This window comes from Alteromonas sp. AMM-1, from assembly GCF_047290655.1.
GTDB classification, from domain to species: Bacteria; Pseudomonadota; Gammaproteobacteria; order Enterobacterales; family Alteromonadaceae; genus Alteromonas; species Alteromonas mangrovi.
On the sequence record NZ_JBLBUE010000025.1, the window covers coordinates 1 to 15,012 of the forward strand.

Sequence of the window (15,012 nt, forward strand, 5' to 3'; positions counted from 1 at the left end):
CCATCAACCGGAAAGAAGGGCAACATGCTGTCGAATGGGTTGCTGGTGAGTAGCATAAACAAATAAAAACCAATCGCGACCATACCCAGTACCGACAATACCCGTGCTACCATGACACGCGGTATACCCGAACTGAACACGGCTACGGCAACTGTCCACACCGACAGCATTAACACCCACAACAAAAATGAGCCTTCATGCCCCCCCCACACTGCCGTTACCTTGTAATACACCGGCAGGCGACTATTGGAGTGTTGTGCCACATAGTTCAGCGAGAAGTCATCAGTGACAAACGCATAAGTTAAGCAAGCGAATGCGATTGCGGTAAAGCCGAACATACTCACGGCCAGTGGGCGCGCAGTAGCCATTAATCTAACGTGCCCGCTTTGCGCCCCCCACAGCGGATAAACGGCCAGTAAAATGGAGGTGATAAGGGCCAGTGCTAACGAAATATTGCCGATCTCTGGTATCACTATTCGTCGCTCCCCTCAGCGGGTTTAACATGCTTAATGCCTTTCATTTGTTCAGCCAGTTCCGGCGGCATATATTCTTCATCGTGTTTAGCCAGTACTTCTTCAGCTTGAATAACCCGTGCATCAGACAGTACCCCTGTTGCCACAATGCCTTGTCCTTCGCGGAACAGATCCGGCAGAATACCCGCGTAGGTCACGGTAACCTGTGGGCCGGTGTCGACCAGTTTAAACGTCACTTCCAGGCTTTCGCTGTCTCTGGACACACTGCCTGGCACAACCATGCCCCCAATGCGCAAACGTTGCCCCACGGAAGGCTTCACACCATCTTTACCTTCCACAATTTCAGAAGGGGTATAAAACAGGTCAATATTGTCGGTTAATGCAAACAGCATTAATGCTACAGCCCCAACAATTAATAATCCGGCACCGCCTACCGCGGCGAGTCTGCGTTGACGTCTTGGGTTCATACTTCCTCTCCGGTCACATTGTGTTTTGGGGCTCGCTGATTAGCCTGCTTTGCTGCAGCGATACGCTGTTGACGAGCAGATTCCTGCGCTACGTCTTTTAACAGTTTTTTATGTGTGCTGGCACTGCTATACACAATCATGCCCATTGCCAAAAACGTTACACCAAATGATGTCCATACGTAAAACGCGTAACCACCCATCTGCCAGAAGGCCTGCCAGCTATCAAACTGCATGGTTATTCTCCTGTGCCTGTTGCACCATCTCTTTTACCCAAGGGCGGTGATATTCTCTACGGATTATTTCGTTTTTCATGCGCATTACGGTCACTGCTGCAATAAACAGGGCGAAGCCCAATAATGCCACTAACAATGGCCAGAGCATTTCGGGTGCAATAGACGGTTTATCGAACTTACTGATCGTTGCACCCTGATGCAGGGTATTCCACCACTCTACTGAGTAATGAATAATGGGGATATTCACCACGCCCACCATGGCCATCACGCCCGCCGCTTTGCCGGCTTGTTGTTTGTCTTCAAAGGAACCGTACAGGGCCATTACCCCAAGGTAGAGAAACAGCAGAATCAGTTCTGAAGTCAGACGTGCATCCCACACCCACCAGGTGCCCCACATTGGCTTACCCCACGCTGCTCCGGTAAATAAAGCTACAAAGGTAATTACCGCACCAACCGGTGCCATGGCGATCATAGCCATAAACGCGGTTCGCCACTGCCAAACTATCCCCACCAGTGCAGCTACTGCCATTGCAACATAGGTGCTCATTGACAAAATCGCGCTAGGCACGTGAATATAAATAATTCGGAACGAATCACCTTGCTGGTAATCTTGCGGCGCAAAGGCGAGCCCCCACACCGAACCCACCAGAATACAAAGTAGTGCCGGCCATAAAAACCAGGGTTGTAACGTTGAACACAACTGATAGGCCCGTTCAGGCTTTGCGTAAGGATGTAACCACTTCCACATTAGTTTTGACTCACTTTTAAAGCATAAGCAATCGCCATAGGTGCGGCGGCCATGGCGGCTAGCAGCATGGCGCCAATAATAGCAAGATGCGCCCGATAAGGTAATTGCAATGCCGCCGCATCAACGGCCGAGGTAGCAAATATCAGTAACGGGATGAATACCGGAATGAGCAGTAGTGCCAGTAACACCCCACCGCGCTGTAACCCAACCGTTAGTCCTACGGCAATTGCACCCATCAAAGACAGTAACGGTGTACCCAACAACAATGTCAGCATCAACGCCGCGTACATCTGTACGGTTAAATTCAGAAAAAGAGCCAATAATGGCGATAAAATCAATAAGGGTACAAAACTCACCAGCCAGTGTACCAGCACCTTCACCGCTGAGATTGCCCAAACAGATTCTCCACTCAGCAGGTATTGCTCCATAGAGCCGTCCCAAAAGTCGTCGCGGAACATACGATCCATAGCAAGCAAAGACGACAAAATAGCGGCAATCCAAATTACACCGGGCCCGATTTTCTGCAAAGTTGCAGGTCCTGGGCCCACGCCAAGCGGAAACAGCGTCACTACCATGAGTAAAAACATCAGAGGTTGCGCCAACTCAGACCGCTGTCTGAATGCTAACGCCAAATCGCGTTTAAAAATACCAGTCCACAACGCCGCTGAAAATGTCGTCATATCTGGTACTCCAAATCCAGCAATGCAATGTGCCCGGCTAACTCGCTCAGAGGTTGGTGCGAAGTAGTAATTACGGTCCCCCCTTCTGCCACATGCGACTTCATCAAGGATTCCAGAAGTGCCACACCATTTATATCCAACGCCGTAAAGGGCTCATCGAGGATCCAAATAGAGGCTGACTTAAGCCATAAGCGCGCAAGTGCTGCCCTGCGTTGCTGGCCAGCTGAAAGCATGCGTACGGGTATATCTTCCAGTCCCACCAGTCCAAGCGTGGTTAATACGTCATAAGCGCGTTCAAGCGAGAATTCAACCCTGTGCTGGGCGCACCAGAATTGTAAATTTTCAATAGCGGATAAGGCACTGTTCAGCCCAGGCTTGTGCCCGATATAAATCAATGAGGAGTGAAACTGTGGCAGACATTCAGCAATAGGAACGTCGTTAAACGTGATATGGCCTTCGTCGGGCAAAGACAGTCCGGTCAGCAATCGGAGCAGGCTGGTTTTACCTGCACCATTGGGGCCACGCAGATACGTCAGGCTGCCAGCTTGCAGCCTGAACGACAAGTCTGAAAACAGCACTCTGTCCCGTTTTACACAAGTTAACGCATGTGCAGCTAATCCTGCCAAGGTAATTCCTGTTTTACTTCAATAAAAAATCGCAGCATTCTACCATAAATAGGTGTAATCGCATCTTACCTGAAAGACTGTTCAGCGAATTTCTGATCTAATTCAAACTTCCGCAGGATTGACAGACTAAAATTCAGGGTTAGCCTCACTTTTTTTGGTTTATTTAAATGGGATTGCTAACTTAACGATATACTCATAAAACAGCCGATGTCGCCGATAACGTTTTATGCAACCGATACAATCAACACCCAGTTTGTCGCCCGAATCCAGACAGGCGTTATTAACTGCGCTAACTGAAGCAGGCATGAAGCCTGAGGCTGTCGCGCGATTTGCTCAATTGATGCAAGTTGCTAATCCCGTTCAATCAGGCTTGTTGCGCTCGGCGCCAACTACATTGCAAAACAGCGATAAAAGCCTGTTGATAGAACTTGCCAAACGACTCGCGATTAAGCCTGCTGATCAGTTGTTATTAATGCGATTATCTACCGCGTTACCCATCGTTCAGGTTCAGGGCCAGGCGAAGTCTTTGTTGCAAATATTGCCTAACCAGTCGCTTCCAAACGAAATTGCCTTATTGGCTAGGCTTACACCTCAACAGGTTAGTCAGCCAGTGGACAAGGCACTGCTTCAACAGCTTGTTGCAGACATCGCTATCAGTAACACGCAGTCCATTCAGGTGAAAGCAACGATTGCAACAATTTACTCTGATACCGTGCAATTAAGAGTACCCGCCAATCCTCCGCGGGATCTACTGGTGCCTAAAGTTCTATTAGATTCGCTAAGGGAGCTTAAAGACAGTCCCGAACAGCTGGTCGGAAAATCAGTGGTAATTGAGGCTAAACCTACCCACGGCAGATGGGAAATTCAGCTACGGCTGGTGAGCGAAAGCCCAGTGAATAACATAGTAAGCAAAGCTGCGAATTCAGCTGAAGCGGCAAACCAATCTCTGGTATTTGCCAGAGAAAACCCGATAGTTAAGAGCCTGATCCAAGCGCAATTGCGTCAGCAAGGCTTACGTATTGAACGCGCCTCGGAGTTACTCCCTCAATCGCTAACTCAACTAACTGCGCCTGTTAAAGAAGCACTACAATCAGCCAGCGAGGCATTGCCAGTCACGTTGAAAGCATCGGCACATCAGCTGTCAGCTCGATTACTGCAACCGCAACCGCTGTTACTGGATATAGCGCCTGGCAGTGCCTTGCTGTCTGCTTTGCCTAAAGTAACGCCACAAACGACTCCGGCACTGGCGATGTCTGCCGCAATGATGTTAAAACTGCCCCAAACCACCCTGCAGGTAATGACAAACCCACAAACACCTGCGGAAAGTCAACAAGGTACTCAGGCACGCAATGGCAAAGCAACGTCAATCCCAGCTAACCAAACTACAAATCAACCGCAGTTAACCGCCGGTGCGGCAGAACATTCTCTAAAACCGACATCGGTAAATATACCCGCAGATAAGCCGTTAGTGAGTTTATTGCCTGCTCAGAGTGGGATCAAAACAGACATTCAGCAGCTCATTCAAACCCTGCAGCGTTTCAACGCAGTGAATGTTGAACCTACGCCTGCCAACATGGCAGATCTAACTCAAACACTAAAAGCAATCATTAATCAAAGTGCACCAGAGAGTAAGCAGGTACTCACAAACATTTTGCTAAAGTTGCAGACAATGAATCCATTGCTGGAGCACAATCCAGTTGACGTAAAGCCAGAAAATGACAAACCTGTCACGCAACCCGCTTCGCCAAAAACGGTGGCAACGGAATCCCTTGTGTCACCACAATTGCTAAGACAGTTGTTTTCATCAGCTACCTGGATGCAAAGTACGTCTGTGTTAACATCACCTCCAGCGGGTCAGGGTATGCTTAGTGGATTAGTACAGCTATTTCAAATTGCCCTGTTAGGTAAGCAGGTAAAAAGCCTTGATGAACTTGAACGGCTACTTCAACAACAACCCAAGGCCAGCAGTGGTCAGGGATCGCCTCTTCAGGGGATACCGGTTCGGTTAGTTCGCGATGTTGCCACTGCCGATGCCCAGCATAACCTGTTAAAGCAAATAAAGAGTCTGTTGTCTTCCCATCAGCAATCAAAATTGTCCGGCACAGATCAAACACTGCAAGGTCAGGATACCTTTTACTACCTGTTACCCGCTTTTCAGCAGCAGCAAAAGCACACTGAAATACTGGTAAAAAGGGAGCCAGAGCAAAAATCGAAAGAAAGAGATAGCGCGCAACAGCAGCAATGGCAGCTAACAATGAAACTGGATGTGGGCGAGCTTGGTCAGCTACTAACCAAAATCAAAATCGTAGATACCTGCATTGATTTGGATATTTATACGTCTAACCAAATCCTGTTGGAAAAAGTTGCCAATACGTTGCCTTTCCTGCTCAAACGATTCTCACAGCTAGGTCTTGAGGTGGGGCACCACAAAGCACAGCTAGGCAAAATCCCCGAAAGCCTGGCAACCAAACCGTATCAGATTCTGGAGACGATAGCGTGACCAATAAATCAAAACGTGCGGTAGGTATTAAATACAATGAAACCGACGGTGATACAAAGCCGACCATCGTCGCGAAAGGCTATGGCGATTTGGCGGAAGCGATCATTGCCAGTGCGCAGCAGAACGGTGTTTTAATTCATGAAGATCCCTACTTAAGTGAATTCTTAACCACTCTGGATTTGGGCCAGTCTATCCCCGAGTCTTTGTATTATGTTATTGCCGAATTACTGGCCTACTCTTATGTATTGCAGGGCAAGATCCCGGAAAGCTGGAAGCAGGCAATGCCTGGTATCGAAGAGAAAATATAACCTGAAATCCATGTCCCTGTTCCCTGTTCCCTGTTCCAATAAAGCTAACAGATCATTGGTATTAGTCACTGAAGAAAAAAAGCCCATCCTAACGGATGGGCAAATCTATAAGATGGGCTTATAGGGGGAGGTTCCAACGCTTGGTTGAAATGATTTCATCCGATATTACAACGCGCCTTCTGGCTCTACGTCATCGGCCTTAACTTTTTTGCTTAACAGCAGTTCAGCACGGATCTTCTTCTCAATATCCGCGGCAATGTCAGTGTGTTCTTTGAGGTACTTCACCACATTGGCTTTACCCTGACCAATGCGATCGCCATTGTAGCTGTACCAGGCTCCGGCTTTATCAACCAATTTCTGCTGCACACCAATGTCAATTAATTCAGCTTCTTTACAGATCCCCTCACCATACATGATTTGGAATTCTGCCTGTTTAAAAGGTGGAGCCACTTTGTTTTTAACGACTTTCACCCGGGTTTCGTTACCCACAACTTCATCGCCTTCTTTTACAGAACCGATACGACGAATATCCAAACGAACTGACGCATAGAACTTCAGTGCATTACCACCTGTGGTGGTTTCCGGGTTGCCAAACATCACGCCAATTTTCATACGGATCTGGTTAATGAAAATACACAATGTGTTTGAGCGCTTGATGTTACCGGTAAGTTTACGCAGCGCCTGAGACATCAAACGCGCTTGTAAACCTACGTGTGAGTCACCCATGTCGCCTTCAATTTCGGCTTTGGGTGTTAATGCCGCAACAGAGTCAACAATCACCACGTCAACCGCACCTGAGCGCACCAGCATGTCACAGATTTCCAGCGCTTGTTCGCCAGTATCAGGCTGTGATACCAGAAGGTCATCAATGTTTACGCCCAATTTTTCAGCATAAATCGGATCCAGTGCGTGTTCGGCATCCACGAAGGCACACGTTTTACCTTTCTTCTGCGCTTCGGCGATAACCTGAAGGGTTAACGTAGTTTTACCCGATGATTCAGGACCGTAAATTTCAACAACCCGTCCACATGGCAAACCCCCTATACCTAATGCAATATCAATGCTCAGTGAACCCGTTGAGATGGCCTCGATGTCCATCGCCTGGTTGTCACCCAAACGCATAATTGCGCCTTTACCGAATTGCTTTTCAATCTGGCCTAATGCTGCCGTTAATGCTCTGGATTTATTGTCATCCACGTTGAAACCCTCTTATTATCATCGCTGATGGGTGATTCACACTTTGTGCGATGTTTAGTAACTGTAATGGTGAACAATACTATACTGTATGATTATACAGTGCAATACTGTGTTTTGGATTTTCTGTATTTTTTCAGATTAGACAGGGTTTGCAACTAGCCAATGGTGCAGTTTGTGAATGGCAAATACAATTGCACTGGCGCGCACTGCCTGCCGGTCACCCCGAAAACGCTGGCACACACTAACCGTTTGCTCACCAAAGCGAAAACCAAACCACACGGTGCCTACTGGCTTGTCTGCACTGCCGCCGCCCGGTCCGGCAATGCCACTTACCGCAATCGCACATTCAGAATTCGCGGTGCTGGCTGTGCCAGTCACCATTTCGATGACCACCTGCTCCGATACTGCACCGTGCGTCAATAGTGTATTTTGTTGCACACCTATCATCGCCGATTTAGCGTTATTGGAGTACGTCACCCAGCTCTGGTTAAACCAATCTGAACTGCCTGCTACCGAGGTCAGTGCGTAGGCAATTCCCCCCCCGGTACAGGATTCGGCGCAAGAAACTGTCCAACTGCGTTTTCGTAAATGCTCACCTATTTGTACTATTTGTTCAGAAAGTAATCCCAAATGCAGTTCATTGTGGGAAACAGTTGAAAATGGTTGGCTCATAGGAATAATACGACTATCGAGAATGGCGCTATTATGCCGCGGACAAATTACTAATCGCAAGCTGAGGATTTTTTGGAATCACATACTCCCATGATGCGCCAGTACCTGGCAATTAAGGCGCAACATCCAAACATATTGCTATTTTACCGAATGGGCGATTTTTACGAATTGTTTTACGATGATGCCAAGCGCGCCGCTGAACTGCTTGATATTTCTCTGACCGCGCGGGGCAAATCCGGAGGCGAGCCAATTCCCATGGCAGGTGTGCCTTATCATGCCGTTGAAAGCTACCTGGCACGGTTAGTAAAAATGGGTGAATCAGTAGCCATTTGTGAGCAGATTGGCGATCCTGCTACCAGTAAAGGCCCCGTTGAACGTCAGGTTCAGCGAATCGTCACACCCGGCACCGTAACCGACGAAGCCTTGTTAGAAGAACGCCGCGACAACGTACTTGCCGCTGTGTACGGCCATAAAAACAACTTTGGCCTGGCCTGGCTGGATATCACCAGCGGGCGTTTTTTGGTTACCGAATTGCAAGGCGAAGATCAGCTAAGCGCCGAACTCCAGCGGTTGCACCCGGCGGAACTCCTGTACCCGGAAGGCTTTGCCTGGTTTGAATTGATATCTCATTTAAAAGGTATTCGCCGTCGCCCAGAATGGGAATTCGACCAGCAAACTGCCGCTCAACAACTCAACGCCCAATTTGGCACACAAGACCTCAATGGCTTTGGCGTAGGCAATATCACACTGGCATTAGGTGCCGCAGGCTGCGTATTGCAATACGTAAAAGATACCCAACGCACAGCACTGCCCCACATCCGCGCCATCACGCTGGAACAGCAGTCAACACGCGTACAACTTGATGCCGCTACACGCCGGAATCTCGAACTCACTCGCAATCTCTCTGGTGGGGTTGAGCACACCTTATTTGCCGTGCTGGATAAAACCGCCACGGCGATGGGCAGTCGTTTATTGCAACGTTATTTGCATGCCCCTATAACCGACCGCAACGAACTCACCGCTCGCCAACAAGCCATCGGCGCGTTACTCAATGGCGACTATCCACAGTTACATTCGCAATTAAAACAAATTGGCGATATTGAGCGTATCATGGCCCGTCTGGCGTTGCGTTCGGCAAGGCCTCGTGACTTTGCCAGACTGAAGCAAGCGCTGAACGCATTACCCGATTTACAGGAAAATTTAGCCCCTTACACGGCGTCACTACTGCAATCACTGGCATCCACAGTCAGCACCTATCCTGAACTGGCTGATTTACTGGACAACGCCATCATCGACAATCCGCCGGTGGTGATCCGAGACGGCGGTGTGATCGCACCAGGATACAACGCAGAGCTGGATGAGCTTCGGGACTTGTCGCAGGGCGCAACTGATTATTTGCACAAACTGGAGTTGCGTGAACGCGACGCTACCGGGATTGCCACCTTAAAAGTAGGCTATAACAGGGTGCATGGATTCTTCATCGAAGTATCACGAGCCAACAGCAACGCCGTACCAGCGCATTATATCCGTCGCCAAACGCTGAAGAACAACGAGCGCTACATTACGCCAGAGCTGAAAGAGCACGAAGACAAAGTACTTACCAGCCAAAGTCGCGCCCTGGCGCTGGAAAAGCAACTGTACGATGCCCTGTTCGACCATATCACTCCCTTTCTGGATAAACTTATCGACAGTGCTCAGTCGCTGGCCAAACTCGATGTACTGGTCACCCTCGCTGAACGGGCAGAAACCCTTGAGTACCATGCGCCCACACTCACTGACGTGCCGGGCATAACTTACCAACATGGCCGCCACCCCGTGGTTGAAGAGGTCATGGACGGGCCGTTTATACCCAACCCGTTAAACATGAATACTCAACAACGTACTATGGTGATTACCGGTCCCAACATGGGGGGTAAATCAACCTATATGCGCCAAACAGCGCTGATTGTGCTACTTGCCTATATTGGTAGTTATGTGCCAGCTGAACAGGCTGAGATCGGGCCGGTAGACAAAATATTTACCCGCATAGGCGCGTCAGACGATTTGGCATCCGGTCGCTCTACCTTTATGGTTGAGATGACCGAAACCGCCAACATCCTGCACAATGCCACGCCTTATTCACTGGTTCTGATGGACGAAATTGGCCGGGGTACCAGCACCTATGACGGACTGTCACTGGCCTGGGCCTGCGCGGAATACCTCGCCACCAAACTGAATGCCTTCACGCTGTTTGCAACGCACTACTTTGAACTTACCGAACTGGCAAACCAACTCAACGGCGTATGTAACCTGCATTTGGATGCAATAGAACACGATGACACCATTCGTTTTATGCATACCGTTGAGCGCGGCGCTGCCAGCAAAAGCTATGGTTTACAGGTTGCGCAATTAGCTGGCGTGCCAAAAGCCGTGATCAGTGCGGCAAAACTGCGCCTTAAACAACTGGAGCAAAGTGGCAGACAAAGTGCATCGGTGCACAGCGCTCAACAACATAACCAGAATATTGCGCAACCCTCGTTGTTTGTTGAACCAGAGCCTTCTGCCGTTGAAATCGCACTATCGAAAATCGACCCGGATGAACTCACACCAAAACAAGCGCTGGCGCTGATTTACGAATTGAAAAAACACAGTAGTTTGTAAGCAAACCAGCGCGCTAATACCTCCGCAATGATGCCAGATTCGCAGAATGTGTGTCTGTGCATCATTGCAGATTGCCCTGCCCTCTTCATGCAGGTATCTTATTGCTTGTTATAATTGTGAACAGCCAGCTTATTGGGTATACTGTTGCGCCGTCTATAGTGCTGTTTCAAGGGTCTGTTTTCCCTGACAATGCATTACCCAATAAATAACCCAACGTCTTAGGTTTCGCATGACTAATTATATTTTCGTCACCGGTGGTGTCGTTTCATCGCTTGGTAAAGGCATTGCTGCAGCATCACTTGCCGCCATCCTTGAAGCACGTGGTCTCACGGTGACCATGCTAAAACTGGATCCGTATATAAACGTTGATCCAGGTACTATGAGTCCAATACAACACGGTGAAGTGTTTGTAACCGACGATGGTGCCGAAACCGACCTGGATTTAGGTCACTATGAGCGTTTTATCAGAACGCGCATGACAAAACGGAACAACTTCACCACCGGACGGGTTTACGAAGAAGTATTACGCCGCGAGCGCCGCGGTGATTATCTGGGCGCCACCATTCAGGTGATCCCACATATCACCAACGAAATTAAGCGCCGCGTGATCGATGGCGCGCAAGGATTTGATATAGCCATTGTTGAAGTGGGCGGTACTGTTGGTGACATCGAGTCACAACCGTTTATTGAAGCCATCAGACAGCTGGGCACCGAAGTCGGTCGCGACCATGCCATGTTTATGCACCTGACACTGGTACCATATATGCCTGCCTCCGGCGAACTGAAAACCAAGCCCACCCAGCACAGCGTAAAAGAGCTGCGCTCAATTGGTATTCAACCCGACATTCTGGTGTGCCGTTCGGTTGGCGCTATGCCTAATACAGAGCGTTCTAAAATCGCGCTGTTCACCAACGTTGCAGAAAAAGCAGTTATTTCGCTTAAAGACGTCGACAGCATTTACCGGATTCCAGCAGCGCTGAAAGCACAAGGGCTGGATCAACTGGTAGTTGACCGCTTCCGTCTGGAGTGCAACGAAGCCGACCTGACCGAATGGGAACAGGTACTTTACGCCGAGTCTAACCCGGTAGGTGAGGTGAATATTGGTATGGTAGGTAAATACGTAGAACTGCCCGATGCCTACAAGTCGGTTAATGAAGCCCTCAAGCACGCCGGTTTGAAAAACCGCCTTACGGTGAACATTCACTATATCGATTCACAGGACGTCGAGTCAAAAGGCACGCAAATTCTGGAAAAACTCGATGCAATCCTGGTTCCCGGTGGATTTGGTGAGCGTGGTATTGAAGGCAAAATTGCGGCTGCCCGTTATGCTCGCGAAAACAAAGTACCTTACCTGGGTATTTGTTTAGGTATGCAGGTTGCGCTGATTGAGTTTGCCCGCAATGTTGCAGGCATGGAAAAAGCTAACAGTACCGAGTTTGATTCATCCACACCTTACCCGGTAGTGGGTCTGATTACTGAATGGCTGGATTCAGACGGTAGCACAGCAGTGCGCGACGAAAGCTCAGACTTAGGCGGAACCATGCGCTTAGGCAGTCAGCTATGTCACCTGATCCCAGGCAGCAAAGTGCATCAGGCATATGGCAGCGAAGAGATTTATGAGCGTCACCGTCATCGCTACGAAGTGAACAATAACCTGCGCGACCAAATTGAAGCGGCCGGTATGAAGGTAAGTGGTTTGTCCACTGACAAACGCCTTGTTGAGGTTATCGAAATCCCGGATCATCCGTGGTTTGTTGCAGGTCAGTTCCACCCGGAGTTTACTTCCACTCCGCGTGACGGCCACCCGTTATTTACCGGGTTTGTAGCAGCAGCGCAAAAATACCAAAAAGAAAATCACTAATTTAAAACCTGGTACTTCTCTCTCCCGGAGTACCTTTTTACTTGTTGAGGAAATTAAAATGGCGAAGATCTCGCGTATCATTGGACGTGAAATTCTGGACTCCCGTGGCAACCCCACTGTAGAAGCAGACGTATATCTGGATTCAGGCGTAATGGGACGCGCTTGTGCACCTTCAGGCGCATCTACGGGTTCACGCGAAGCACTGGAACTGCGCGATGGCGACAAAGCCCGCTACCTGGGTAAAGGCGTAACAAAAGCGGTGGCTGCGGTTAACGACGCCATTGCACCTGCCCTGCTTGGAATGGACCCGGTTGCGCAAAGCGATATCGACAAAGCCATGATCGCCTTAGACGGTACCGAAAACAAAGAAAAGCTGGGTGCAAATGCTATCCTGGCAGTATCGCTGGCAGTAGCGAAAGCAGCCGCAGCCGAAAAAGGCGTGGCGCTATATGAGCACATCGCCGATCTGAACGGCACGCCTGGTCAGTACTCAATGCCAGTACCTATGATGAACATCATCAACGGTGGTGAGCACGCAGACAACAACGTTGATATTCAGGAATTCATGGTACAGCCAGTAGGTGCGAAGAGCTTCAAAGAAGCATTACGCATGGGCGCAGAGATCTTCCACAACCTGAAAAAAGTACTGTCTGCTAAAGGCCTGAACACTGCAGTTGGCGACGAAGGTGGTTTTGCACCAAACCTGAGTTCAAATGCTGAAGCCCTGGCTGTTATCGTTGAAGCAGTAGAAAAAGCCGGTTACAAAATGAATGAAGACATCACACTGGCACTGGACTGTGCAGCGTCTGAATTCTACAAAAACGGTAAATACGTGCTGTCGGGTGAAGACAAGTCATTTGATTCTGAAGCGTTTGGTGATTACCTGGCTGAACTTGCTGCCAAATACCCAATCGTGTCTATTGAAGACGGTCTCGACGAAAGCGACTGGGATGGCTGGGCAAGCCTGACCAAGAAAATTGGTAGTAAAGTGCAACTGGTTGGTGACGACCTGTTCGTAACTAACACCAAGATTCTGAAGCGCGGAATCGAAAACGGTATCGGTAACTCGATCCTGATCAAGTTCAACCAGATCGGTTCACTCACTGAAACCCTGGAAGCCATTAAAATGGCGAAAGATGCAGGCTTTACCGCCGTTATCTCTCACCGTTCAGGCGAAACTGAAGATGCCACTATTGCCGACCTGGCAGTAGGTACTGCAGCGGGCCAAATCAAAACAGGTTCACTGTGTCGTTCTGACCGTGTTGCTAAGTACAACCAACTGCTGCGTATCGAAGAAGCGCTGGCAGGTAAAGTGGCTTACAACGGTCGTAGCGAAATCAAAGGCCAGTAATAAATATGGGGCAGGCCAAACAGCCTGCCCCGTTTTTTATTGCCGTACCGATGACTACTCATGACGCAGCCTTCTGATCACGCTGATCTCGCGTCACAACAAACAGACTTCTTCCAGGCGGTTGAGTCTGACACCTCACAACGAGAACTTGCCGAGTTGTGCAACGCCCTGTATGAGCGGGAATTGCAAAATTTATCAACCTCCGGCCCCAGGCAAATTAACCTTTTGCGCCGCAGACTGGCGGGCTTAAGCCATCATGTTAAACGCACTGCACGCTTTTTGGTGAGTCGCACTACGCCACTTACACTGGATCAACACAATGCCAGCTGGCAAGCCAAACAGCCAGGGAAAAGTCCAGCCAGAAAGGCAGAACCCGACGACTGTTTACACTGGTTAGCAAAGTACGCAAAAGCAGGGCTGGTAGTGCCGGTGCGCGTACAGGAGTTTGATAACGAGCACATCGAGCTGGATTCCATAGATAAGGTTCAAACCGAGAACCAGACGCTGCACATCAATAAATTCGGCTGGTTCGATTTTTATGGCAACCCGTTGGAAGATGCGCGGTTCACGCCCCGGCAGATCAACCTGGTTAAACCCACCAAAGCCATAGTCACTTCGGCCTGTTGTGGCCATAGCTGGAACCACAAAGGTAAAACACTACCGCGCCGCTTATCGATTCGCGAAATGCTATTGGTCAGTACACTGGACTGGCGTCATTTTAGTGCCGCCAAATTGCCACCTAAATACTAGGGGCTGTTGGCCCTTACTGTATATTTTGGCAGCGAGTTGTGAGTCATTTAGACAAGGCAGAATCCACATAGTGTAGTTATTTTTTATAAGCGGTCGATAACGCGGCATAAATGACTAACAACTGCTGCCCTTCGGGTTCGTCATGGAAGGGTTTTACTCTTTGTCACAGGCCTTTGACATAGAATGACTATGCCTCAGAGGACGCGTCGTGATCTAAGTCGTTTTCGACTAGCCCTCAGGGATCACTCTGAGAGGGCAACCTTCTATGCGAATTGGTATAAAACGCTTCCATATAGAACCAAAATGATACAGCAAAGGACAACAGCCCCTAATTACAGCCCACTACTTACGGCCAAAGATGATTTTTATCCTAAAAATGGCCGAATACCGTAATTTATAACTAAAACTTATAGTGAAAATTGGATTCAGTGGTTGACCTTATCCCCCGCAGCCTGTACATTGACCCGCATTGAAACAGTCGCAAACATTCTGCTTTTCAGGACAAC

The 15,012-nt window shown here is 49.0% G+C and carries 13 protein-coding genes and 1 pseudogene; 6 read left to right on the plus strand and 8 right to left on the minus strand.

Features of this window, described 5'->3' with window-relative positions; genetic code table 11:
• The 6 genes and pseudogenes from ACLR2L_RS07055 to ccmA all read right to left on the minus strand — a co-directional run.
• Window positions 1-473, minus strand: a pseudogene (locus ACLR2L_RS07055) (heme lyase NrfEFG subunit NrfE); the annotation flags it as partial.
• On the minus strand, window positions 473-940 hold the full coding sequence (gene ccmE, locus ACLR2L_RS07060; RefSeq protein WP_140959845.1) for a cytochrome c maturation protein CcmE: 468 nt from the start codon (window positions 938-940) through the stop codon (window positions 473-475). The gene ccmE and the pseudogene ACLR2L_RS07055, both read right to left, overlap by 1 nt.
• A complete protein-coding gene (gene ccmD, locus ACLR2L_RS07065; protein WP_413366872.1) occupies window positions 937-1,173 on the minus strand; it encodes a heme exporter protein CcmD in 237 nt (78 codons plus the stop codon). The genes ccmE and ccmD overlap by 4 nt, the downstream gene beginning before the upstream one ends.
• Complete coding sequence (locus tag ACLR2L_RS07070; RefSeq protein ID WP_140959849.1) at window positions 1,163-1,921, minus strand: heme ABC transporter permease; 759 nt, start codon at window positions 1,919-1,921, stop codon at window positions 1,163-1,165. Before ACLR2L_RS07070 ends, ccmD begins: the two co-directional genes overlap by 11 nt.
• Complete coding sequence (gene ccmB / locus ACLR2L_RS07075) at window positions 1,921-2,601, minus strand: heme exporter protein CcmB (protein WP_140959851.1); 681 nt, start codon at window positions 2,599-2,601, stop codon at window positions 1,921-1,923. Before ccmB ends, ACLR2L_RS07070 begins: the two co-directional genes overlap by 1 nt.
• Entirely contained in the window at window positions 2,598-3,227 is a 630-nt protein-coding gene (ccmA, locus tag ACLR2L_RS07080) for a cytochrome c biogenesis heme-transporting ATPase CcmA (RefSeq protein ID WP_140959853.1), read from the minus strand. The genes ccmB and ccmA overlap by 4 nt, the downstream gene beginning before the upstream one ends.
• 226 nt (window positions 3,228-3,453) lie before the next feature.
• Here ccmA and ACLR2L_RS07085 point away from each other — a divergent pair, with 226 nt between their 5' ends.
• A complete protein-coding gene (locus ACLR2L_RS07085; protein WP_413366875.1) occupies window positions 3,454-5,727 on the plus strand; it encodes a flagellar hook-length control protein FliK in 2,274 nt (757 codons plus the stop codon).
• Window positions 5,724-6,035 carry an EscU/YscU/HrcU family type III secretion system export apparatus switch protein gene (locus ACLR2L_RS07090; protein WP_140959857.1) on the plus strand — a complete coding sequence of 104 codons (312 nt, stop codon included), beginning with the start codon at window positions 5,724-5,726 and terminating at the stop codon, window positions 6,033-6,035. Before ACLR2L_RS07085 ends, ACLR2L_RS07090 begins: the two co-directional genes overlap by 4 nt.
• Window positions 6,036-6,200: 165 nt before the next feature.
• On the opposite strand, the gene recA is transcribed toward ACLR2L_RS07090, so the two are convergent.
• Window positions 6,201-7,232: a recombinase RecA gene (recA, locus tag ACLR2L_RS07095; RefSeq protein ID WP_140959859.1), complete on the minus strand. Its 1,032-nt coding sequence runs from the start codon at window positions 7,230-7,232 to the stop codon at window positions 6,201-6,203.
• A gap of 138 nt (window positions 7,233-7,370) precedes the next feature.
• The gene (locus tag ACLR2L_RS07100) at window positions 7,371-7,904 is read right to left on the minus strand and encodes a CinA family protein (protein ID WP_413366878.1); all 534 of its coding nucleotides are present in this window, start codon (window positions 7,902-7,904) and stop codon (window positions 7,371-7,373) included.
• Window positions 7,905-7,994: 90 nt separating this feature from the next.
• Here ACLR2L_RS07100 and mutS point away from each other — a divergent pair, with 90 nt between their 5' ends.
• From mutS to ACLR2L_RS07120, 4 genes are all read left to right on the plus strand, one after another.
• Window positions 7,995-10,544 carry a DNA mismatch repair protein MutS gene (gene mutS, locus ACLR2L_RS07105; protein ID WP_413366917.1) on the plus strand — a complete coding sequence of 850 codons (2,550 nt, stop codon included), beginning with the start codon at window positions 7,995-7,997 and terminating at the stop codon, window positions 10,542-10,544.
• A gap of 229 nt (window positions 10,545-10,773) precedes the next feature.
• Complete coding sequence (locus ACLR2L_RS07110; RefSeq protein WP_140959863.1) at window positions 10,774-12,405, plus strand: CTP synthase; 1,632 nt, start codon at window positions 10,774-10,776, stop codon at window positions 12,403-12,405.
• A 58-nt stretch (window positions 12,406-12,463) separates the two neighbouring features.
• The gene (gene eno, locus ACLR2L_RS07115) at window positions 12,464-13,756 is read left to right on the plus strand and encodes a phosphopyruvate hydratase (RefSeq protein ID WP_140959865.1); all 1,293 of its coding nucleotides are present in this window, start codon (window positions 12,464-12,466) and stop codon (window positions 13,754-13,756) included.
• Between the two features lie 60 nt (window positions 13,757-13,816).
• A complete protein-coding gene (locus tag ACLR2L_RS07120; protein ID WP_413366881.1) occupies window positions 13,817-14,506 on the plus strand; it encodes a hypothetical protein in 690 nt (229 codons plus the stop codon).
• Window positions 14,507-15,012 lie beyond the last annotated feature (506 nt).